Annotated in this window: 19 protein-coding genes; 8 read left to right on the top strand and 11 right to left on the bottom strand. The window is 73.2% G+C overall.

Features of this window, described 5'->3' with window-relative positions; translation table 11 throughout:
- The first annotated feature begins 19 nt into the window (after nucleotides 1–19).
- On the top strand, nucleotides 20–1,141 hold the full coding sequence (locus OG974_RS27840) for a Ku protein (protein WP_327285411.1): 1,122 nt from the start codon (nucleotides 20–22) through the stop codon (nucleotides 1,139–1,141).
- A 70-nt stretch (nucleotides 1,142–1,211) separates the two neighbouring features.
- Here the strand turns inward: OG974_RS27840 and OG974_RS27835 are convergent, their stop codons facing one another.
- Nucleotides 1,212–2,069: a nuclease-related domain-containing protein gene (locus tag OG974_RS27835; protein WP_327285410.1), complete on the bottom strand. Its 858-nt coding sequence runs from the start codon at nucleotides 2,067–2,069 to the stop codon at nucleotides 1,212–1,214.
- A gap of 170 nt (nucleotides 2,070–2,239) precedes the next feature.
- Between OG974_RS27835 and OG974_RS27830 the strand changes: the two genes are divergently transcribed.
- The 3 genes from OG974_RS27830 to OG974_RS27820 all read left to right on the top strand — a co-directional run bounded on the left by OG974_RS27830 (nucleotide 2,240) and on the right by OG974_RS27820 (nucleotide 5,026).
- On the top strand, nucleotides 2,240–2,842 hold the full coding sequence (locus OG974_RS27830; protein WP_327285409.1) for a hypothetical protein: 603 nt from the start codon (nucleotides 2,240–2,242) through the stop codon (nucleotides 2,840–2,842).
- Between the two features lie 112 nt (nucleotides 2,843–2,954).
- Complete coding sequence (locus OG974_RS27825) at nucleotides 2,955–3,764, top strand: hypothetical protein (protein ID WP_327285408.1); 810 nt, start codon at nucleotides 2,955–2,957, stop codon at nucleotides 3,762–3,764.
- A 5-nt stretch (nucleotides 3,765–3,769) separates the two neighbouring features.
- Nucleotides 3,770–5,026, top strand: coding sequence for a HAMP domain-containing sensor histidine kinase (locus OG974_RS27820; RefSeq protein ID WP_327285779.1), 1,257 nt, complete (start codon nucleotides 3,770–3,772; stop codon nucleotides 5,024–5,026).
- 47 nt (nucleotides 5,027–5,073) lie between these two features.
- Here the strand turns inward: OG974_RS27820 and OG974_RS27815 are convergent, their stop codons facing one another.
- From OG974_RS27815 to OG974_RS27805, 3 genes are read right to left on the bottom strand one after another with little or no spacing between them, the layout of a single operon-like run.
- The gene (locus OG974_RS27815; RefSeq protein WP_327285407.1) at nucleotides 5,074–5,349 is read right to left on the bottom strand and encodes a hypothetical protein; all 276 of its coding nucleotides are present in this window, start codon (nucleotides 5,347–5,349) and stop codon (nucleotides 5,074–5,076) included.
- Nucleotides 5,350–5,359: 10 nt separating this feature from the next.
- Complete coding sequence (locus OG974_RS27810; RefSeq protein ID WP_327285406.1) at nucleotides 5,360–6,076, bottom strand: helix-turn-helix domain-containing protein; 717 nt, start codon at nucleotides 6,074–6,076, stop codon at nucleotides 5,360–5,362.
- Between the two features lie 29 nt (nucleotides 6,077–6,105).
- Nucleotides 6,106–7,035, bottom strand: a complete 930-nt coding sequence (locus OG974_RS27805; RefSeq protein ID WP_329314516.1) for a diiron oxygenase — start codon at nucleotides 7,033–7,035, stop codon at nucleotides 6,106–6,108.
- Nucleotides 7,036–7,204: 169 nt separating this feature from the next.
- Between OG974_RS27805 and OG974_RS27800 the strand changes: the two genes are divergently transcribed.
- Complete coding sequence (locus tag OG974_RS27800) at nucleotides 7,205–8,416, top strand: ferritin-like domain-containing protein (RefSeq protein ID WP_371644786.1); 1,212 nt, start codon at nucleotides 7,205–7,207, stop codon at nucleotides 8,414–8,416.
- A gap of 38 nt (nucleotides 8,417–8,454) precedes the next feature.
- Here OG974_RS27800 and OG974_RS27795 read toward each other — a convergent pair whose 3' ends face one another.
- A complete protein-coding gene (locus OG974_RS27795; protein ID WP_371644784.1) occupies nucleotides 8,455–9,933 on the bottom strand; it encodes a penicillin-binding transpeptidase domain-containing protein in 1,479 nt (492 codons plus the stop codon).
- A complete protein-coding gene (locus OG974_RS27790; protein WP_328763669.1) occupies nucleotides 9,930–11,303 on the bottom strand; it encodes an FtsW/RodA/SpoVE family cell cycle protein in 1,374 nt (457 codons plus the stop codon). The genes OG974_RS27795 and OG974_RS27790 overlap by 4 nt, the downstream gene beginning before the upstream one ends.
- 95 nt (nucleotides 11,304–11,398) lie before the next feature.
- On the opposite strand from OG974_RS27790, the gene OG974_RS27785 reads away from it, so the two are divergent.
- From OG974_RS27785 to OG974_RS27775, 3 genes are all read left to right on the top strand, one after another.
- Nucleotides 11,399–11,788, top strand: a complete 390-nt coding sequence (locus tag OG974_RS27785) for a DUF6325 family protein (protein ID WP_327285401.1) — start codon at nucleotides 11,399–11,401, stop codon at nucleotides 11,786–11,788.
- Nucleotides 11,788–12,153 (top strand): hypothetical protein, encoded by a 366-nt coding sequence (locus tag OG974_RS27780; RefSeq protein ID WP_371644782.1) that lies wholly within the window; start codon nucleotides 11,788–11,790, stop codon nucleotides 12,151–12,153. The genes OG974_RS27785 and OG974_RS27780 overlap by 1 nt, the downstream gene beginning before the upstream one ends.
- Nucleotides 12,154–12,382: 229 nt before the next feature.
- On the top strand, nucleotides 12,383–13,870 hold the full coding sequence (locus tag OG974_RS27775) for an NlpC/P60 family protein (RefSeq protein ID WP_371644780.1): 1,488 nt from the start codon (nucleotides 12,383–12,385) through the stop codon (nucleotides 13,868–13,870).
- Here the strand turns inward: OG974_RS27775 and OG974_RS27770 are convergent.
- From OG974_RS27770 to OG974_RS27750, 5 genes are all read right to left on the bottom strand, one after another.
- On the bottom strand, nucleotides 13,810–15,081 hold the full coding sequence (locus tag OG974_RS27770) for a styrene monooxygenase/indole monooxygenase family protein (protein ID WP_327285398.1): 1,272 nt from the start codon (nucleotides 15,079–15,081) through the stop codon (nucleotides 13,810–13,812). The two genes, OG974_RS27775 and OG974_RS27770, sit on opposite strands and share 61 nt — an antisense overlap.
- Before the next feature lie 93 nt (nucleotides 15,082–15,174).
- Complete coding sequence (locus OG974_RS27765; RefSeq protein ID WP_327285397.1) at nucleotides 15,175–15,807, bottom strand: ATP/GTP-binding protein; 633 nt, start codon at nucleotides 15,805–15,807, stop codon at nucleotides 15,175–15,177.
- Nucleotides 15,788–16,195, bottom strand: a complete 408-nt coding sequence (locus tag OG974_RS27760; protein ID WP_327285396.1) for a DUF742 domain-containing protein — start codon at nucleotides 16,193–16,195, stop codon at nucleotides 15,788–15,790. Before OG974_RS27760 ends, OG974_RS27765 begins: the two co-directional genes overlap by 20 nt.
- Entirely contained in the window at nucleotides 16,192–16,671 is a 480-nt protein-coding gene (locus OG974_RS27755) for a roadblock/LC7 domain-containing protein (RefSeq protein WP_371644777.1), read from the bottom strand. Before OG974_RS27755 ends, OG974_RS27760 begins: the two co-directional genes overlap by 4 nt.
- The gene (locus OG974_RS27750; protein ID WP_371644775.1) at nucleotides 16,668–19,940 is read right to left on the bottom strand and encodes a nitrate- and nitrite sensing domain-containing protein; all 3,273 of its coding nucleotides are present in this window, start codon (nucleotides 19,938–19,940) and stop codon (nucleotides 16,668–16,670) included. Before OG974_RS27750 ends, OG974_RS27755 begins: the two co-directional genes overlap by 4 nt.
- Between the last annotated feature and the right edge of the window lie 200 nt (nucleotides 19,941–20,140).

Genomic DNA, 20,140 nt, shown 5'->3' with positions numbered 1-20,140 from the left:
CCACGAAACGGGAGGAACCGTGCGATCCATCTGGAACGGGGCGATCTCCTTCGGCTTGGTCAGCATCCCGATCAAGCTGGTGAACGCCACCGAGAGCCACTCGATCTCCTTTCGCCAGATCCACCTGGACGACGGCGGCCGCATCCGCTACCGCAAGGTGTGCGAGCTGGACGGCGAGGAGGTGCCGACCGCCGAGATCGGCAAGGGGTACGAGGAGGCGGACGGGTCGATCATCCCGATCACGGACGAGGACCTGGCGCAGCTGCCGATCGCGACGACGAAGACGATCGAGATCGTGTCCTTCGTACCGGCGGACGAGATCGATCCGCTACAGATGGACGCGGCGTACTACCTCGCGGCGAACGGGCCGACGGCGGCGAAGCCGTACACGCTGCTGCGGGAGGCGCTGAAGCGGAGCAGGCGGGTCGCGATCGCCAAGTACGCGCTGCGGGGGCGGGAGCGGCTGGGCATGCTGCGGGTCGTCGACGACGTGATCGCGATGCACGGGCTGTTGTGGCCGGACGAGATCCGGGCGCCGGAGGGGGTGGCTCCGGAGGGGAAGGTGTCAGTGCGGGATGCCGAGCTGGACCTGGCAGACGCCCTGATGGCGACCCTGGGAGAGGTCGAGATGGCCTCGCTGACGGACGAGTACCGGGAGGCCGTGGAGGCGATGATCACGGCGAAGTCGGAGGGGGCGTTCGAGCCTGCGACCGAGGCGGAGGTCGAGCCGGCCGGCGGGAAGGTCATCGACCTGATGGCGGCTCTGGAGAACAGCGTGCGGGCGGCGAAGGCCTCCCGGGGGGAGGCGGGTTCGGAGTCGGGTTCGAAGGCGGGTTCGAAGGCGGGGGCGGAGGTCACGCCGATCCGGCGGAAGTCGGCGGCCGCACCGAAGACGGCGTCCGCACCGAAGGCGGTGGGCGGCAAGAAGTCGACCGCGTCGACGGCTGGAAAGAAGACTGCTGCCGGTACGAAGAAGAGCGCGTCGCGCAAGTCGACCACGGCCAAGTCCACGGCCAAGTCGACCGCCAAGACCGCAGCCAAGTCCACGGCCAGGGCCGCCACGAAGTCGACTTCGAAGGCGGCTTCGGCGAAGAAGGCGACCGCGAAGAAGGCGGCTCCGCGCAAGCGGGCTTCGGCCTGAGGCGAAGGTCGGGGCGGCGCGGGGGGCCCGTAGTGCTTGCGCCCACCCCACCCCGCCCCGCCCCGCCCCTTCAGTGTTTGCCGGGGCTCCGCCCCGGATTCCCGGTCCTCGAACGCCGGACGGGCCTCAGCGGAGGAAGCCAGGTGCGGGCGTCGCGGGCCTGGATGAACAGGGCTTCCACGTCCGGTGGTTTGAGGGTGGTCGGAGCCGACGCGAGGTGCACCGCGGCCGTGGCCGGTTCGAGGATGCGGATGTCGCGCACCGTCGGGGCCACCTCGACGCGGGAGGCGTCGACCAGGGCCAGGGCCGGCAGGACCGGGGCCGCCAGGGCCCGGGTGGCCGCGGCGGCGGCCCGGCGGATCCAGCGCGGGTCCGGGCACGGTTCTGCGCGGCCCACCGCCAGCAGCAGATCGCCGACGGCGGCACGCTGCCTGCGCCCCGGGACCGTACGGACGCCGAAGATCCCCGCCGGTCCGATCAGCAGGTGGTCGAGGCGGCCCAGGCCCGGGAGCGGGACGCCGTGCAGGACGCGCCAGCCGTCCGGTTCGAGGGAGTCCAGCAGATCGCCCATGCGCTGTTGTGCGGTCAGGTCCTGGCGCAGGCGGTGACGGGCCCGGGTGCCGGCCGAACCGTGTTCCAGTTCGCCCAGCAGGACCTCGCCCGGGCGGTTCGGGGCCAGGTCCTCGTCTGGCGGCAGGGCGAGTCTGCGCAGGTCGGCCGGTGTCGGCACCAGCGGTGGTCCGACCGTGTACGTGCCGGCCAGGTACGGGCGCAACGCCGCCAGGACCGCATCGCGGTGCTGGTCGGCGAGCACGCTGATCCGGTTGGTCTGCCGGTCGTACCAAGCCACCGCCTGGCCGTCGGGCAGGTTGACGTAGAGCCGGCCACGACCCGGGCGGCCGCTCGGCAGCACCTTGAGTCCCCGCATGGACCTCACCCCCCGCCGTACATGGGAGCAGCCCGGACGCCCGTCGGCAATCCCTCGGATGTGTAACAGCTTCTACGGGACTCCGCCGGGTGCCTGTTACAAGCCCATCACTGTGCTGCAACAGCGGGTTCCTAGGTTTGTCGCACCTGGACCGGACCGAAGGATTTCCCGTGAGCACCGTCAGCCGCCGCACTCTCGTACGAGCCGCCGCAGTGACCGTCTGCGCCGGAACCCTCCTCGCGCTGCCCGCCGCGGCCGCCCTCGCCGACGGGCTGCCCGCCGCGTCGGCCGCGCGTTCCGCCGGCGCCGCCCGGACCCTGGTCAAGAGCCTCGCCCTCGCGGACGGGGTGTCCCGGGCGAACGTCTACCGGGTCGCCGAGGGCGGCTACCAGGCCGACATCCTGGCGGCCGACGGGACCAGGGCGGCCACCCTGACCAGCCGTGACGGCGTCGCCGGCTTCGGCGGGTCGGGCCCGCTGCACGCGGCGCTCCAGCCCGACGGCCGGCTCTCCTCCTGGGCCGGCGGAACGGGTGGCACCGGCGACCACACCGGTACGCCCGCCGGTGACGGCTACAAGACCGGGACCCGGGACGGCCGGGTCGTCCGGGCCTCGGTTTCGCACGCCCGCACGGTGGCCGGCGGGACCCTGGACACGCTGGCCGACGGGCCGGGTGACGGCGTGCTGCTGCTCGCCGCGGGCGGCGGCATCGCGGCGGTGGGCGCCGCCGGGCTCGGCTTCGCGATGCTGCGGCGCGGGCGGACCGAGGGCTGATCCGCCGGGGCCCCCTCAGGACCCCCTCGGGGAAAACGGGCATATCTCCGCATAAGGTTGGCGTGCGCGACGTGGCGTCGTGCTGTGCCGTGGAGAGGAGGTCCGGTCGGCTGTGCGTGCCCCGTCGTTCCCGGCCGCCGTCTCCCGCGCCCGCGGCGTGCGGCCCTCCCCGCCCGCGTCGCCCGTGCTGCCCGTGCTGCCCGTGCTGCTGTGCCTGACGCTGCTGCCCCTGCTCGCGGGCTGCGGCGACGCCGGGGGTCTGGCGGGAGCCGGTCCGACCCCGACCGCGAGCGGTCCCGTACACCTGTGGCCGGACCGCAAGGGGGCTTCCGTACCGCCCGCCGAGCCGGGGGGCGCCCCGCCGGAGTACGTGCCGGGGCTGGCGCCCGTCCGGGACCAGAACGTGCACGAGGTCGACCCGCTGGCCCTCGTCCAGGCGGAGCTGCGCGCCCACCCGGCCGCCGACGTCGGCCCCGACGGGATGCCGGCGGAGACCGTCGCCGCGGTCGAGGCGTGCGGGCAGGAGGGACTTCCGTCGCAGAACTGTCCGGTGCTGGCCCCGTACTACCGGGACCTGACGGGCAACGGGCGCGACGAGCTCGTCGTCGGCATCGAGATGCCGGACCGGATGATGTCCGTACGGGCGTACACGGCGGACCCTGACGGGCGCCTCAACCGGATCATGGCGACCACGCAGACCGTCGTCGCCGTCGAGCTGGCGGGTCGGGACGTGATCCTGCGGATGCCGAGCGGCAATCCGGGCTACGAGCTGATCACCGCGTGGTCCTGGGACGAGAAGCAGCGGACGATGCTGCCTGCGCGGGAGCAGATCGTCCGACTGCCGGGGTCCGCGCAGAGCCCGTCGGCACGTCCGCCGCAACCGGTGGGGCCGACGGCGCCGTCCGCCGGGGGCGCGCCGTGAGGGGGATCCTGAGGCGGCTGCCCTCGTGGACGGCCACCCTGACGTGGAAGTCGGGGTGCTTCATCGTCGTGATGTGCTGCTCGCTGGCGGCCGTGCTCGGTGCGCTGGTGCACGTGGAGGTGACCCGGCAGACCGTCGCGACGGCGCGCGAGAAGGCCCTGGAGCAACTGCGCGACGTGACCCGCGACTACGAGGCGGGCGACCCCCTGCCTCCCGGCACGGGGGTCGACCCGGCCGGACTGCCCCCGGCGCTGCGGGCGCTGGCGGTGTCCGGGCAGCGCGGGACGATGGTGGCCGAGTACGAGGACCGGCCGACGATGTGGGCGGCGGCGCCCGCGGACGGCAAGGCCCTGGCCACGTCCGTCGACTACGCCCAGAGCGCCCGGACGATCACCGGCCTGGACAACGCGATCATCGGATCGTCGGTGCTGGCGATCGGCGGGACGCTGCTGGTGGGTGCCTTCGCGGTGACCCGGGTGACGCGGCGGCTGCACCTGACGGCGACCGTGGCGCGGCGGATCACGCAGGGCGATCTCGACGCCCGCGTGGACGATCCGCGGACGAAGGACCCCTCCCGGCACCAGGACGAGGTGGCGACCGTCGCGGGCGCGCTGGACACCATGGCCGGGACCTTGCAGTCCAAGCTGGTGAGCGAGCAGCGGTTCACGGCGGACGTCGCGCACGAACTGCGCACTCCGCTGACGGGCTTGCAGGCGGCGTCGGAGCTGTTGCCGGAAGGGCGGGCGACGCAGCTGGTGCAGGAGCGGGTGCGCACGATGCGCGGGCTGACCGAGGACCTGTTGGAGATCTCGCGGCTGGACTCGGGGCGCGAGGTGGTGGAGACGGACCTGCACCAGCTGGGGCGGCTCGCGCTGCGGGTGGTGCGGGCGTCCGGGACGCAGACGCAGCTGGTGGTCGTGCGGGACGCGCACGTGGAGACGGACCGGCGCAGGTTGGAGCGGGTGCTGGGCAATCTGGTGGCCAATGCGCACAAGCACGGGCGGCCGCCGGTGGCCTTGACGGTGGACGGGCCGGTGGTGACGGTACGGGACCACGGGGACGGGTTCCCGGAGTACCTGATGGCGCACGGCCCGCAGCGGTTCCGGACCGGGGGCGCGGGGACGGGCAAGGGGCACGGGCTGGGGCTGACGATCGCCGTCGGGCAGGCGGAGGTCATCGGCGCGCGGCTGGAGTTCCGGGCCGCGGAGGGCGGCGGTGCGCTGGCCGTCCTGACGCTGCCGCAACCCCCCTCGCAGCCGTAGGCCGGCCCGGGGCCCCGTAGGCCCCGGGGCCCGTGCCCGTCTGCGGGTCAGGCCGGGGGCGGGGTCGGCTTGGTCCAGGGCCAGCGGAGCCTGGGCTTCTGGCCGGACGGGGCGTAGGTGTACTTCCAGCCCTTCTGGAGGTGCAGCCGCTTGGTGTAGCCCGCCGGGACCCGTTCGTACAGCAGGACCGTGGCGGGGCCGCCGTCGGCGGACGGGACCGGGATCTCGTACCACTTCGGTGGGTGCCCGGTCGGGCCGACGAGGATCGCAAGGACCCGGCCGTCCATCGGGCCGCCCTCGAAGGGGGTGGGTTCGCTTCTCACTCCACCAGTGTCACAGCAGGTGGGCGGCCTCGGAGACCACGGGGATCACGCGCCGGGCCAGTACGCCGACCGGACCGTCCGCCGATTCCAGGGCCAGCGCGGCCCGGGCCGCGGCGGCGGTCTCCGGGTCGGTGGCGGCGGTCGCCGTCAGGAGGGCTATGAACTGGTCGACCAGCCAGTCGCGCAGTACGCCGACCTCCGGCTGCTTGCCCTCGTCGATCCAGATCAGGGAGGCCGCCTCGACCGCCGTGATCCAGGTGCGCACCATCATCCGCAGCCGCGGACCGGGGGCCGGGACGGCCAGGTGGTAGAGGATCTGCTGGGCCGCCGCCCGGCGGATGCCGTCCACCGTCGCCGTCGTCCGGGAGGTCTCGACGACGCTGCCGCCCTGCAGGAGGGCCGAGAAGCCCGCGTCGTGCTCGTCGACGAAGGCCAGGTAGCGGTCCAGGGCCCTGGACAGCCGCTGGGTGAGCGGGCCGGCCTGCGGTTCGGCGAAGCACTGCTGCAGCAGGTCCGCCGCCGAGCGCAGGGCCGCCTCGTACAGCTGCTGCTTGCCACCGGGGAAGTAGCGGTAGACCAGGGGCCGCGAGACGCCCGCCGCCTCGGCGACGTCGTCGAGCGAGACCTCTTCCGGGGCCCGGTGCGCGAACAGCGACAGGGCGGCGTCGAGGAGCTGGGCCCGCCGCTCCTCGACGCTCAGCCTGCGGTACGCGCGTACGGTCGTCATGCCCGCAGGGTAGCCCCGAAACCGCCGGTTCAGGCGAGGAGTCCCGAGCTCTTCCAGAGCCTGCGGCCGACTCCGCGCAGGACGCCGATGTCGTCGAGGAAGTCCGTGAGCCGCTTGGCGCCCGTCTGCATGACCTCGCGCCGGTGGCCGCTCGCCTTGACCTGGGCGACGGCTTCGCGCCGGTCGAGGCCGATGTTGTCGTAGACCTTCGGGTTGACGAAGGCCAGGGAGAAGACGCGGGCGGCCTGGCCGCAGCTGACGCGGGTCAGCTCCTGCTCCCAGCGCGGGGCGGTCAGCATCTGGCGACGCAGTTCCTCGCGGGCGTAGCGGACGTGCCGGGCCTCCTCGATGACGTGGATGCGGGTGACTCCGCGCACCAGCGGCTGGATGCGCTCGTCCGGGAAGGTCAGGCGCTGCATCCAGTCGAGGATCTCCTCGCCGAGCAGGGTGCAGGCGAAGGAACCCGGGGTGGTGGAGACGGTCTTGAGGATGCGGGCGAGGTTGTGGTTGACGCGGGAGACCGGGTAGGCGGGGGCCCCGGCCTTCTGGATCATGCGGGCGAACATCATCGAGTGGCGGCACTCGTCGGCTATCTCGGTGAGCGCGTACCGGACGTGATTGCTGGTCAGGGACTTGTCGTAGATGTGCCGGACCATCAGCTGCATCAGGATGATCTCGAACCAGATGCCGAGCGAGCCGAGCGCCGCCGCCTCGTGGCGGGAGAGGTCGATGCGCTGCTCCTCGCCCATCTTCTTCCACAGCGGGGTGTCGTAGAGGGAGAGCAGCTCGGGCGGCCAGTAGTACTTGCCGTCGATGGGCGGGGCTTCCCAGTCGAGTTCCTTGTCGGGGTCGAAGGAGTGCTTGGCCGAGGATTCGAGCAGTCGCGCGGCGATCTCTTCGCGGTCCTTGAGGAGGCCGAGCGCGTCCTGCAGCGCGCCTCGATCGGTCACGGTCGTCATGGCTTCGGACACCTCACTCATCGCGTTACCGGCGGTCAGTAGTTATGAGACTGCTTGTCAGCAAGACCGTCAATCCCCTGCGCACGACTTGTTGACCCCGCGTCTACCAACGTGTGACGCTGCCAACCATCCAGTCCTGTACGGAAGTACACGAGCCGAGGGGGCGTCAGTGTCGACGCACGAGCTCTACACCAAGGACCCGGGCGCGGACGTCTGGCAGGTTCCGGCCTCCGGCGCAGCCCGCTTCAGCTGGGAATACGCAGACGGCCGCGAGCGGCTCCTCGCCCTGTACCAGAAGGGCAAGGACAAGCAGTGGGACGGCGCCAAGCGCATCGACTGGGAGCTGGAGGTGGACCCGTACAACCCGCTCGGCACCCCGGACGAGGCGCTGACCCTCTACGGCACCCGCCACTGGGCCAAACTCACCGAGAAGGACAAGGGCGAGCTGCGCCGGCACTACGCCGCCTGGAACTTCAGCCAGTTCCTGCACGGCGAGCAGGGCGCGATGGTGTGCGCGGCCCGGATCGTGGAGTCGGTGCCGGACCTGGACGCGAAGTTCTACTCCGCCACCCAGACGATGGACGAGGCCCGGCACGCCGAGGTCTTCGGGCGGTTCCTGCACGAGAAGGTCGGGATGCTCTACCCGATCAACGACAGCCTGCAGGGGCTGCTCGGCGACACCCTGCGCGACTCCCGCTGGGACATGCCGTACCTGGGCATGCAGGTGCTCATCGAGGGGCTGGCGCTTGCCGCCTTCGGGATGATCCGCGACACGACCGACAAGCCGCTGCCGAAGCAGATCCTGGCGTACGTGATGCAGGACGAGGCCCGGCACGTGGCGTTCGGGCGGATGGCGCTGCGCGACTACTACAAGCAGTTGACGGCCGCCGAGCTGCGCGAGCGCGAGGAGTTCGTGATCGAGGGCTGCTACCTGATGCGGGACCGGCTGCGCGGTGTGGAGGTGCTGGAGAACTTCGGCATCCCGCGCAAGGAGGCGGAGCAATTCAGTGAGCAGTCGGAGTTCCTGCACCTGTTCCGCAAGCTGCTGTTCAGCCGGATCGTGCCGTGTGTGAAGGACATCGGGCTGTGGGGCGAGCGGCTGCAGAAGGCGTACCTGGACATGGGCGTCTTCGAGATGGGCGACTCCAACCTGGACCTGCTGATGACCCAGGACGAGGAGATCGCCGAGGCCCTGGACCGCGAACGGTTCGCGGCGGAGGAGGCGGACCGGGTGGCGGAGGTCCGGTCGGCCATCGCAGAGGGCGCGGACACGGGCGCAGGCACGGGCTCGGGCTCGGACACGGGCGCGGGCGCGGGCGCGGGCGCGGGCACGAGTAAGGGCACGGGCACGGACGCCGCCGGCGGGACCGGGGCCCCGTAGCCCCCCCAGCACCGTCGGCCGCTCCCCCACAAGGCGTTTCAGCGGGTGGCCGGGGGCGGCGGGCCGTACAGCGCGGCCTCCATCACCGCCCGCGCGATCGGGGCCGCCGCGCCGTTGCCGCTGATGTCGCCGCGGTGCGCCTCCGCGTCCTCGACGACCACCGCCACCGCGACCCCCGGCAGCGGCGCGTCCTCGGCCTTGGCCCAGCCGATGAACCAGGCGTACGGGGTCCCCGCGTTCCCGACGCCGTGCTGGGCGGTACCGGTCTTGCCGCCCACCACCGCGCCGGGGATCGCGGCGTTGCGCCCGGTCCCGTTCTCCACCACCTGCACCATCAGCTCCTGTAGCCGCAGCGCCGTCGCCGGGTTCATCGCCCGCCCCAGGCTGCGCTGCTGCCCGCGCCGGATCCGGTCCCCGTCGTCCTGGGTGGCCCCGTCCACCAGGTACGGGGACTTGAGCTCTCCGCCGTTCGCGACCGCCGCCGCCACCATCGCCATCTGGAGCGGCGTCGCCGTCGTGTTGAACTGCCCGATCGAAGACAGCGCCAGCTGGTCCGGGCTCATGTCGGTGTCGAAGTTGGACCGTGACACCCAGGCCGGCACCCGCAGTCCCCCGTCGTCGAACCCGAACCGGCGCGCCGCGTCCACCATCCCGCGCAGCCCGACCCGGACCCCGATCTTCGCCATCACCGTGTTGCAGGACCACTGCACCGCCTCCGCCATCGAGGCGTCCTCGCAGCCGGTGCCCGCGTTCGGCAGCAGCGTGCTGGTCCCCGGCAGCGGGTACGGGTCCGGGGTCCGGGTGGGCGCGTCCACGTCGGCGACCACCCCCGCGTCCAGGGCCGCGGCCGCCGTGACGATCTTGAAGGTGGAGCCCGGCGGATACGTCTCGCGCAGCGCCCGGTTCAGCATCGGCCGGGCGGGATCCGCGTTCAGCCGCGCCCAGGCCGCCTTGACGCGCGCGCCGGTGCCGGAGAGCAGCGACGGATCGTACGAGGGGCTGCTGACCAGCGCGAGGATCCTCCCGGTGGCGGGCTCCAGGGCGACCGCCGCGCCGCGCCTGCCCGCCAGCCCCGTGTACGCGGCCCGCTGCACGCCGGCCCGGACGGTGGTCTCCGCGTTCCCGCCGGCCGGGCGGCCGCGGGTCAGGTCGTACCAGAGGGGGAAGGCCGAGAGCCCCGGATCGGTGCCCGCGAGGACCGCGTCCTCGGCGCGCTCGACGAGGCTGGTCCCGTACGTCTGCGAGGAGAACCCGGTGACCGGCGCGTACAGCGGGCCGTTGGCGTACGTCCGCTCGTAGCGCAGCAGCTGGCCGCTGTCACGGGAGCCGGTGACGGGCCGTCCGTCGACCAGGATGTCCCCGCGGGGCCGGGCGTAGCGCTCGATGGCGGGGCGCTTGTTCGCCGGGTTCGCCCCGTACGCCGCGGCCTCCCAGACCTGCACCCGGGCCACGTTGACGAGCAGGGCGACGAGCAACAGCGCGCAGGAGAACGCGCACCAGCGGATGTACCGGATCACGCCGCGTCCTCCGCTCCGGCCGGGCCCGGCCGCCGGGCACTGTCACCGAGCCGGACGAGCAGCGCGACGATGATCCAGTTGGTGACGACGGAGGAGCCGCCCTGGGCGAGGAACGGCATGGCCATGCCGGTGAGGGGGATCAGCCCGGTGACTCCCCCGGTGATGACGAAGACCTGGAGCGCGACGATCGAGGCGAGACCGGTGGCGAGCAGGCGCCCGAAGGGATCGCGCAGCGCGAGCCCGGCCCGGAACCCGCGGTCCACGAGGAGCCCGTAGAGCAGCAGGATCGCGGTGATGCCGACGAGGCCGAGCTCCTCCCCGGCGGTGGCCAGGACGAAGTCCGACTTGGCGGCGAAGCCGATCAGGAAGGACTGGCCGTGGCCGAGCCCGGAACCGAGGAGTCCGCCGGCCCCGAAGGCGAACAGGGACTGGGCGAGCTGACCGGGACCCTCGCCGCGGTCGATGGAGGCGAAAGGATTCATCCAGTCGCCTACGCGGCTGTGCACGTGCGGCTCCAGGGTGCCCACCGCGTACGCCCCCACCGCGGCGAGCAGCAGCCCGATCGCGATCCAGCCGATCCGGCCGGTCGCGGTGAACAGCATGACGACGAACAGCCCGAAGAACAGCAACGAGGTGCCCAGGTCCCGCTCCAGGACGAGCACACCGACGCTGAGCAGCCAGATCGCCAGGATCGGGCCGAGGACCCGGCCGGGCAGCAGCCGCAGTTTCCAGAAGAGCCGGCGGCCGGTGAGGGCGAGCGCCGTGCGGTTCGCCGCGAGGTAAGCGGCGAAGAAGACGGCGAGCAGGATCTTCGCGAACTCCCCGGGCTGGAAGGAAAATCCGGCGAACCGGATCCAGATGTGGGCTCCGTTGACGGCCGGGAAGAACACCGGGACGAGCATCAGCGCCAGGGCCGTGACCACGGAGAGGTACGCGTACTTCTGGAGCACCCGGTGGTCGCGCAGAGCCACCACGACGAGGACGAACAGGGCCATCCCCAGGGCCGACCAGCGCAGTTGGTCGCCGGCGGTGAGGTGGGCGGGAGTGGTCGCGTCGAGCCGCTGGATCAGGACCAGGCCGAGGCCGTTGAGCAGGACGGCGATGGGCAGGACGAGCGGATCGGCGTACGGGGCCCGGAAGCGGACGGCGAGGTGCGCGAGCAGGGCGGTCCCGGCGAGACCGGCGGCGTAGCGGCCGGCGGTCTCGGGAATGCGGCCGGTCGTGGCGAGGCCGACGTAGAGGTGGCCGAGGACCGAGATGAGGACGGCTCCGGCGAGGAGCGTCAGCTCGACGCCCCTGCGCGTGGACGCGGAGGCGTCGGGGGGCGGGGGCGGGGCGGGCTCCGCCACCTCTGCCGTCAGAGCGGTCATGCGGGAAACGTAGCAAGCGGACGGATGGTATGTCCGCTTATGTCATAGAGTGCCGAAGAGTCGTCAGAAACGGTCACGAGTGGGAGCCGCGGCACATGGGACCAGTGGAATTCATCGTCCTCGCCTTCCCGGAGGAACAACTGCGGGTACCCGCGGTCGAGGCCGTGATGGGACTGCGCAAAGCGGGGGTCGTACGGCTCATCGACGGGCTCGTGGTCACGAAGACCGCGGGCGGTGAGGTGCTGGCGGCGGAGTTCGACGAGTTCATGGAACTCCAGGGCCTGCTACGGCACCGGGAGGCCGCACAGCTGATCGGGGCGGAGGACGTCGGGGAGTCGGCGGACCTGCTCGAACGGGGCAGCTGCGCACTGCTGCTGGTGGTCGAGCACGTGTGGGCCGAGGACGCGGCGATCGCCGTACGCGCGGCGGGCGGGCGGATCGTGGGCTCGGTCCGGATCCCGCCCGAGCGGACGGGGGCGGCCTGATGTTCATCCGCCCGATCGGAACGAGGATCGAAGCGGCCCGCCGCCCGTCGGGCCACCCCCTCCTCCAAGGCCTCCTCTCCCGAGCCGCGGGCCGAGCCCCGGCTCCGGCTCCGGCCCCGGCTCCGGCCCCGGCTCCGGCCCCAGACGCCCCGCAGCCCGACTCGGGACCCGACCCCGGACCCGACCCCGGACCCCGCCCGGTCGGCCGACCCGGCGGGCCGACCGCTGGGCCGCCCGGTGGCCCGACCGGTGGCCCGACCGGTGGGCTGGCCTCAGAGCTGGCGCAGCTGGCCGAACTGGCCCGGGAGGGCATCCTGACCCCGCAGGAGTTCAAGGAGGCCAAAACCCGCCTCCTCCACCCCTGACGCGACCGAGTGCGGCGCCCCTGACGGGGACCGGCCGGCCGAGCCCCCGAACCCCGCCCCACGAACGCCCGCGGAGCCGGGTTCGGCTGCGACCGGCCGGGGCCGGGCCCCCACACAGGGTCTCGGCACCCGCCCCGCGCGGGTTGGGCCGGACAGGTGAGTGTGCGGAACTGGCCGTTCCCGGTCGGGGATTTGTCATACCGCGCGTGGCAGCATCGGCCGCCTGGAGGTGATCACATTGTCATGCCGCCTGCTCCGCGCCGCCTGCATCGCCGCCGTGTTCGTCACGGTCGGCCCGCTCCCCGCCACCCACGCCGGCCCCCTGCCCGACACTCCGTCACAGGCGTCCCCCGCCACCCGGAAGAGCCCGGGCCCCGCTGACGCAGCCCCCGGTCGGAACCCCGGCACGGGAGCCAGCCCCACACCGAGCCCCGGCCCGAGAGCCACCACCGCCACCCCGAGCCCCGGCACGAGAGCCACCACCGCCACCCCGGACCCCGGCACAAGAGCCACCACGACACCGAGCCCCGGCTCGGGGGCCACCGCCGCCGCCGGGAGCACCGGCCCGGCGGACGGCGCCGCCGCCCCGAGCCCCCTCCCGGCGGGCGCCGCGCCCTCGGACGGGGTCACCGCCCGGCCGGGGCCCGGGCAGTCCGTGGGGGCGCTGCTCGCCCAGTTGCAGGGGCTGTACCGGCAAGCCGAAGAGGCCACCGAGGCGTTCAACGCCACGGAGGTCGCACTCAAGGCCGGGCAGGACGAGGAGCGGCGGCTCGGCTCCGAGCTGGGGAAGGCCCGTACCGCCCTCGGTGCGGAGAAGGCGGCGGCCGGGCGGATGGCCCGGGAGCAGTACGAGCACTCCGTCGGCCTCTCCCCGTACGCCCGCATGCTGCTCACCGGCGACGCCCGGGCCGCCCTGGACCAGCGGCGGCTCGCCGCCCGCGAGGGCGCCCGGCGGGCCGGGGTGCTGGCCCGGCTCACCCGGAACGTGCACCGGGCCGACCTGCTCGCCGCCGCCGCCCGCAAGTCCCTCGACGCCCGCCAGACCCTGACCGCACAGCGCAAACTGCACAAGCAGCAGGTCGATCTCAAACTCAAGCAGGTCGAGGGGATGCTGGCCTCGCTCAGTGCCGAGCAGCTCGCCCGGCTCGGGGAACGCGAGGCCGCGGACACCGCCACCGCGCAGCGGGAGCTGCTCGGTTCGGGCCGGCTCGCCACCACGCCCCGTACGCCGACGGCCGCCGGCGGCGCCGCGCTGACCTACGCCACGGAGCAGATCGGCAAACCGTACGTCTGGGGTGCCGAGGGGCCGGGGTCCTTCGACTGCTCCGGGCTGACTTCACAGGCCTGGGCGCACGCCGGCCGGTCCATCCCCCGGACCAGTCAGGAACAGTGGGCGCAGCTCCCGAGGGTGCCGCTGGACGAGCTGCGGCCCGGCGATCTGGTGGTGTACTTCCCCACCGCCACCCATGTGGCCCTGTACGTCGGCGACGGGAAGGTGATCCAGGCACCGCGGCCCGGGGCGAAGGTCAAGGTGTCCCCCATCGCAGCGAACCCGCTGCTGGGGGCCGTGCGGCCCGATCCCGACGGCACCCCGCTCACCGAGTTCACCGCGCCCGCGCTCCCCGCGACCGCGAGCACGGAGGGCGGCGACGCCGGCTACTCCTCCGAAGGGGCCCCGGCCGCCGCCCCTGCAGACGACGAGACCTCGGCCAGGTAGTCCTGCGCGTCTTCGGGGTCGTAGAAGTACGTTTCGAAGTCGGCCGGGTTGTCGAAGCCGTTGGCGAAACGGTCCGCCACCGGCTGGAGCTGCCCGGCCGCCCCGATCAGGTTCAGGACGTGCTCCGGCGGGACGCCGAGCATCGCGTTCGTCCACTGGGTCACCGGCTTGCCCGTCGTGAACCAGAACTTGTCGAAGGTGGCCTTCATCCAGGCCTCGTCGAACGGCTTGTCCCCGTGCATCAGGATCGACGACAGGTACGAGGCCGCGCACTTGGAGGCAGAGTTCGATCCCTGGCCGGTGATCGGGTCGTTCGCGACGACCACGTCGGCGACGCCCAGCACCAGGCCGCCGCCCGGCAGCCGCCCGATCGGGTTGCGGACGACCGGCGCGTACCGGCCGGCCAGCGTGCCGCCGGCGTCCGTCAGTTCCACGTCCGCCGCCCGCGCGTACTCCCAGGGCGTGAACTTCTCCATCAGTTCCAGCGTGAGCGCGAGGTGTTCGGCCGGGTCGTGCACCCCGCGGAACACGTCGAGCGGGCCGCCCGGGAGTCCCTCCCAGAACAGGATGTCCGCCCGCCCCGACGTCGTCAGCGCCGGCATCACGAACAGTTCGCCCACCCCGGGGACCAGGTTGCAGCGCACCGCTTCCGTCTCCGGGTGCTCGGCGCGCGGTGCGAGGCCGTGCACGTACGAGACGGCCAGCGCGCGCTGCGGCGCGTCGTACGGCGAGCGCGCCGCGTCCCGCCCGAACATCGACACCAGCTCGCCCTTGCCGGCGGCGACGAGCACCAGGTCGTACGTACGGGAGAAGTAGTCCAGGTCGGCGACGGACGCGCCGTGGATCACCAGCTGTCCGCCGCGCTGCACGAAGGTGTCGATCCATCCGGCCATCTTCAGGCGCTGGTCGACGGACTGCGCGTACCCCTTGAGGCGGCCGAGCCAGTCGACGGGGCGCGAGCCGTCCGGGGCCGCGACGGAGACGCCGATGCCTTCGATCCGCGGGGCGTGCCGCTCCCAGAAGTTCAGCCCGAGATCGCGCTCGTGTTGGAGCGCCGTGTCGAACATGACCTGCGTGGACATGATCCGCCCGGTGCGGATCTCGTCCGCCGTCCGGTTGGACATGAGGGTGATCTCGTACCCCTTCGACTGGAGGCCGAGGGCGAGCTGGAGGCCGGACTGGCCGGCCCCCACGACGAGTATCTTGCGCATCTCACGTTCTCGATTCGGGTGAGCGGTTCGGACGGTTCGACGGTTCGACGGTTCGACAGGGCGACGGTTCGACGGGTTCGCGGTGTCGGGAACCTATTCGGGGGTCGCGTCCAGTGCGTGGCCCACCAGCGTGAGCAGGGAGGCGACGACCGTGTCCCGGCGCCGCGCGTCCATGATCTCCACCGGTACGTGCGCCGGGATGGTCAGCGCCTCCCGCACGTCCTGGGGTTCGTACGCGTGCGAGCCCTCGAAGTGGTTGACGGCGACGGCGTACGGCAGGCCGCAGCTCTCGAAGTAGTCGAGGGCCGGGAAACAGTCGCGCAAGCGGCGCGTGTCGGCCAGGACGATGCCGCCGATGGCGCCGCGGACCAGGTCGTCCCACATGAACCAGAACCGCTCCTGGCCCGGGGTCCCGTACACGTACAGCACGAGGTCGTCGTCGAGGGTGATGCGGCCGAAGTCCATCGCGACGGTGGTGGTGCTCTTGTCCGGCGTGGCCGAGAGGTCGTCCGTGGGGAGGCTGGCCTGGGTCATCACCGCCTCGGTGCGCAGCGGGGTGATCTCGGAGACGGACGACACGAAGGTGGTCTTGCCGACGCCGAAGCCACCCGCGACCAGCACCTTGACGGCGACGGGTGCGCGGGAGCGGTCGTACTGCCAGGGCTGGACGGCCTCGTCGTCCGGGGCGGCGGGGTGGACGGGCGGGTCAGAGACGGCGAAGACCACTGAGCACCCTTTCCAGCAGCGCGCGTTCGGGGCGGCCGGGGCCGTGCCCCGTCCCGTACACGCGTATGCGTCCTTGGTCGGCGAGGTCGCTGACCAGGACGCGGACCACTCCCAGCGGCAGCTTCAGCAGCGCGGATATCTCGGCGATGGTGCGCATGCGGCGGCAGACCTCGACGATCGCCGGCATCTCGGGCATGCGGTCCGTGCTCGCGGCGGGGTCCTGCGGCTCCGATGCGCGGGTGTCGAGGGCGGCGACGAACGTCTCCACGTGCAGGACCTGCGTGAAGCGGGTGCGGCCGCCCGTGAGGGAGTACGGGCGGACGCGTGCGGGCCGGCGGTCGGCTCCGCGTATCGGCAGCCGGTCGGTCGCCGAGGCCGTGCTCCTCACGTGGTCTTCTCCATCGACTGGCGCAGCTCGCTGCGGACTTCCGGGGTCAGGACGTGGCCGGCACGGCCGACGAACAGCGCCATGTGGTACGCCACCACGCTCATGTCGCAGTCGGGTGTGGCGTGGACGCCGAGGAGCGAGCCGTCGCTGATGGCCATGACGAAGACGGAACCGTACTCCATCGCCACCATGGTCTGCTTGACCGCTCCGCCGTCCATGAGCTCGGCGGCGCCGGTGGTGAGGCTGCCGAGGCCGGAGACGATGGTGGCCAGGTCGGCGGAGGCGCCGCGCGGGCCCTTGGTGCGCGCGGGGCTCTCGCCGGCGGCTCCTCCGGGGTCGGAGGACAGCAGCAGGAGCCCGTCCGAGGACACGACCGCGACGGAGTTGACGCCGGGCACCTCCTCGACCAGGTCGGTCAGCAGCCACTGCAGGTTGCGGGCCTGGGTGCTCAGTCCGTACGTACTGGGCGCGGTCATGTGCGTGCCTCCTGTGCGGTGTCCCCCTGGTCGGTGTCCTGTGCAAGCTCGGCGGCTACGACGCGCCGTCCGTCCCGCGTCCCCTGGTAGAAGCCGCCGAGCCGACGGCGCAGCTCGTCCGCGTCGACGCGGCGCGGCGGCTCGGGCCGTACGGCGTCGGTGCGGCCGGGCCGTCCGGCGGCCACCGTGCGCGGGGTCCGCTTGGGCAGCCCCTTGCCGGTGACGCGTTCCGGTCCGGCGTCGGGGTGGCTCCCCTGGCGGGGAATCCAGTCGGCCTCGTCGGGTGCGTGCCGGTGGGGCTCCGCGGGGCCGTCGGGGGCGGCGGCGGGGACGGGCCGCCCCGGCAGGGACGGGCGTTCTTCCGGTACGTCGGCCCGCGGGCCGGCACCGGTTAGCGGTTCGGGGGACGCCGGGTCGGGGTCGGCCCCCGCGAAGCCCTCCGGTCCCGCGTCGGGGACGACCCGCGCGAGCAGCTCGTCGCCGGGATCCCGGTCGCCCGGGACCTCTTCGGTCGGGCCGGCCGCGGTGAACACCTGGTCGGCGCCCGGCACCTCCGGCTCGGGCTCCGATATGGGCGCGTCCGGGACGACCCGGGCCAGCAGCTCCTCGGCCGGTCCGCTCACTGCGGTGAACACCTGGTCGGCCGGAGGCAGGGCGGCCTCCTGGTCCGCGAAGGCGTGGCCACCCGCAGCCGGCTCCGGGGCCGGCTCCGAGGCCTGTGCCGTGAACACCTGGTCGGCGGGCGGCAGCCCACCGTCCGCGGCGGGGGCGTGCGCGTCCGTGTCGGAGTCGGGCTCCAGGCCGCCGGCCAGATCGGGGCCGAACTCCCCGGCCAGCTCCGCACCCAGGTCCGAAGTCTCGGCCGCGGCTTCGACTTCGGCTTCGCCGGGCTCGGGCTCGCCGGACCGCGTTTGCGCATCCGGGGTCACGGGCTCGGCGGCGGGCTCCTCCGTGGCGGGGTCGCCGGCGGCGGACTCCGCGGCCGTGGTCTCGTCGGCGGCGGGCGGGACGGCGGCGGGCGGGACGGCGGGGTCCCACTCCATGGCGCGCAGGAGCTCCGCGTCCGCTTCCGGACCCGGGTCCCGGAAGGGCTCGGGGGCGGGCTCGGCCTGGGCCAGGGGCTCCGCGTCCCGGTCCGCCGCCGGAGGCATCCGGCGGGGCGGGATGGTGTTCTCGTTCGCCTCGGCGATCACGCCGGGCAGCCGGAACTCGGGCATGCCCGGCGTGGCGAAGGTGTGGACGGGCGAGGTCGGCGGGGTGGCCGGGAGCAGGGCGGCCGGGACGACCACGAGGGCCTCCGTGCCGCCGGGGCGCCCGGCGCGCAGCTCCGCGGTGACCCCGTGCCGGGCCGCGAGGCGTCCAGCGACGTACAGGCCGAGGCCCAGGCCGTGTTCCGCTTCGGGTTCCTCGTCGTACGACTCGGGGGTGGCCAGGCGGGCGTTGAGCGCTTCCAGCCGGTCACCGGTGACCCCGATGCCCTCGTCGACGACGGACAGCACCGCGTCGCCGGAGTCGAGCAGCCATCCGGACACCTTGACCTTGGCCTCGGGCGGGGAGAACGTCGTCGCGTTCTCCAGCAGCTCGGCGAGGACGTGCGAGATGTCGTCGGCGGCGTGTCCCGCCACCTGGGTGAACGGGGGCAGCGTCGTGAGGTCGACGCGTTCGTAGCGTTCGATCTCGCTGACCGCGGCGCGCATGACGTCGACCAGCGGGACGGGGACGGCCCCGGCGCCGTGGCCGTGCTCCTGTCCGGCGAGGACGAGCAGGTTCTCGTTGTGGCGGCGCATGACCGTCGCCAGGTGGTCCATCTTGAACAGGGTCGCCAGCCGGTCCGGGTCCTGCTCCCTGGATTCCAGCTCCTCGATGACCGCGAGCTGGCGCTCGACAAGGCCGAGCGTGCGCAGCGACAGCGAGACCGAGGTCGTCGACATGACGCGGCGGTGTTCTTCGAGGCCGGCCCGCAGTTGCTTGAGCTCCTGCTCCAGCGCTTCCCGGCCCGCGGTCAGCGCCTCGTTGCGGCCGATGAGGCGGCGGCCGTCGGCGTCGAGGCCGGCGATCCGGGTGTGCAGGGCGACGGTCTGGTCGCGGACGGCGTTGAGGTGGCGCACGACTTCGGCGAACTCGTCGTTGCGGCCGGTGAAGCGGACCGGCTCCACCGATCCTTCGGGCGTCGCGAGCCGGGCCGCGCCGCGGCGCAGTACGGACAGCGGCCGGGTCAGGGAGCGCGCGACGGCGGTCGAGAAGCCGATGGCGACGAGGAACAGCAGGCCGAGGACGGCGACCAGCATTTCCAGCCGGGTCACGTCGTCGTCGCGCAGGGTGGCGAGTGCGGTGGCCCGCTGCCCGGCGAGGGTGGATTCCACGGACCGCATGCGGTCGATGCGGGCGGTGAGCGCGGGGGCGACGGTGGCGCCGTCGAGCTTGCGGTCGGCCGTGGACAGCGTGGGCCGTTCGGTGAGCCGCTTGAGGTAGTCGTCGGCGGCCTTGACCTCGGGGCCGGTGACGGTGGCGGCGAGGGTCTGGCGCACGTCGGGCCGGGAGACCCGGGAGAAGTCGTCGAGGGCGGCCTGCTCGCGTACCCGGGCCCGCTGGGCGGCGGTGCTCAGTTCGTCGACGGCAGCGGTGTTCGAGGTCTGCTCGCCGCGGGGGACGGCCAGCGCGGCGAGGAGCAGTCCGCGGGTGGCCGAGGCCTGTTCGACGGCCTGGCCGAGGGGGGCCAGGGGGCGGGTGGTGGCGAGGGCGGCCACGGCGCGCGGCGGGGTCAGCTCGGCGAGCCGGTCGCCGGGGGCGAGGAGTTCCGCGATGACGCCCGTGTACGCCTGCTGGGCGGCGAGGGCGCCGCCCTTGCCGTCGACGGCCTCGTTGCGGACGGCCTGGACGCGGGCGAGGGCGCGGGCGAGTGGTTCGTCGGCCTCGCTCTGGACCTCGGCGAGCTGGCGGTCGGTGAGCGCGGTGCGCTCCTGGACGGGGGCCTTCGCCTGGGCGCCTGGGCGGCCCTTGGCCACGTACTCGACGACGGCGTCGCGCTCGTCGCCGAGGAGGTGCGCGAGGGTGAGGGTGTGCTGGGTCTGCTCGGCGAGCGTGACCAGCTGCTGGGAGTCGTTCAGCTCCCGCGTCGCGGAGACCACGGCGGGTGCGCCGGCCGCAAGGACAGTGAGGCCGGCGACGGCGACGCCGAGGACGAGCCTGCTGCGCACGCGGACACTGCGTCCTGCGGGGGCGGGGCCGTCGATGGCGGTGCCGTTCTTCCGAGACCGCTTCTTCTGCACCGGTGCTCGCAATCCTGTACGTGTGCTCGTGCTCGTCTACTCGTGTGGCCGAGGTAACGGCCGGTCAACAAGTAAACGCCCCCTGCCCCCTCGTACCGCCTCAGACCTTTGCAGTGTGTTGGGGAGAGAGCCTGACATCGCCCACCCGGCCACTCGAACGAGTGAACATCACGGATGAGTTGGCAACCAACTCGGCGGGG

Source organism: Streptomyces sp. NBC_00597 (assembly GCF_041431095.1).
Classification (GTDB): Bacteria; Actinomycetota; Actinomycetes; order Streptomycetales; family Streptomycetaceae; genus Streptomyces.
The sequence above is the reverse complement of the archived record's forward strand: the minus strand, read 5'-3'. Positions and strand labels throughout refer to the sequence as shown.

Bases quoted from the DNA above. Each gene is read 5' to 3' on its own strand.
- OG974_RS27835 (WP_327285410.1), bottom strand. From the start codon at position 2,069: ATGCGGGGACTCAAGGTGCTGCCGAGCGGCCGCCCGGGTCGTGGCCGG.
- OG974_RS27810 (WP_327285406.1), bottom strand. From the start codon at position 6,076: ATGACGACCGTACGCGCGTACCGCAGGCTGAGCGTCGAGGAGCGGCGG.
- OG974_RS27780 (WP_371644782.1), top strand. From the start codon at position 11,788: ATGTTCATCCGCCCGATCGGAACGAGGATCGAAGCGGCCCGCCGCCCG.
- OG974_RS27805 (WP_329314516.1), bottom strand. From the start codon at position 7,035: ATGACGACCGTGACCGATCGAGGCGCGCTGCAGGACGCGCTCGGCCTC.
- OG974_RS27755 (WP_371644777.1), bottom strand. From the start codon at position 16,671: ATGACCGCGCCCAGTACGTACGGACTGAGCACCCAGGCCCGCAACCTG.
- OG974_RS27785 (WP_327285401.1), top strand. From the start codon at position 11,399: ATGGGACCAGTGGAATTCATCGTCCTCGCCTTCCCGGAGGAACAACTG.
- OG974_RS27770 (WP_327285398.1), bottom strand. From the start codon at position 15,081: ATGCGCAAGATACTCGTCGTGGGGGCCGGCCAGTCCGGCCTCCAGCTC.
- OG974_RS27790 (WP_328763669.1), bottom strand. From the start codon at position 11,303: ATGACCGCTCTGACGGCAGAGGTGGCGGAGCCCGCCCCGCCCCCGCCC.